Annotated in this window: 1 protein-coding gene; it reads right to left on the reverse strand. The window is 60.5% G+C overall.

Annotation, left to right across the window (positions count from 1 at the left end):
• On the reverse strand, positions 1-243 hold a 243-nt coding region (locus R0J88_RS22805), incomplete at both ends, for a carboxymuconolactone decarboxylase family protein (protein ID WP_410901291.1).

The raw sequence follows: 243 nt of genomic DNA on the forward strand, positions 1-243 counted from the left end.
CTGCTTATCAAGCGCGTCGTGCGCGCGCGTCGCGCTATCGGCATCCACGCGGTCAGCCAAGACTTGTCCGAGTTGGCGCAGATGGCTTTCCGTGAGGCCGACATTCATGCTGATGCGCATGTGCGCTTGTAATTGCGGCTCCACCCCGGGCATGGCAGCCAACATTGCGACGGTCGCGATTTCGCGGCTCTGCCAATCGAGATTGTCGCGTTCGAAGATGTCGCCGAACAGGTGAGTCTTGAG

The sequence above is a fragment of the Pseudoalteromonas sp. SIMBA_162 genome (assembly GCF_046535955.1).
GTDB lineage: Bacteria > Pseudomonadota > Gammaproteobacteria > Enterobacterales > Alteromonadaceae > Pseudoalteromonas > Pseudoalteromonas marina.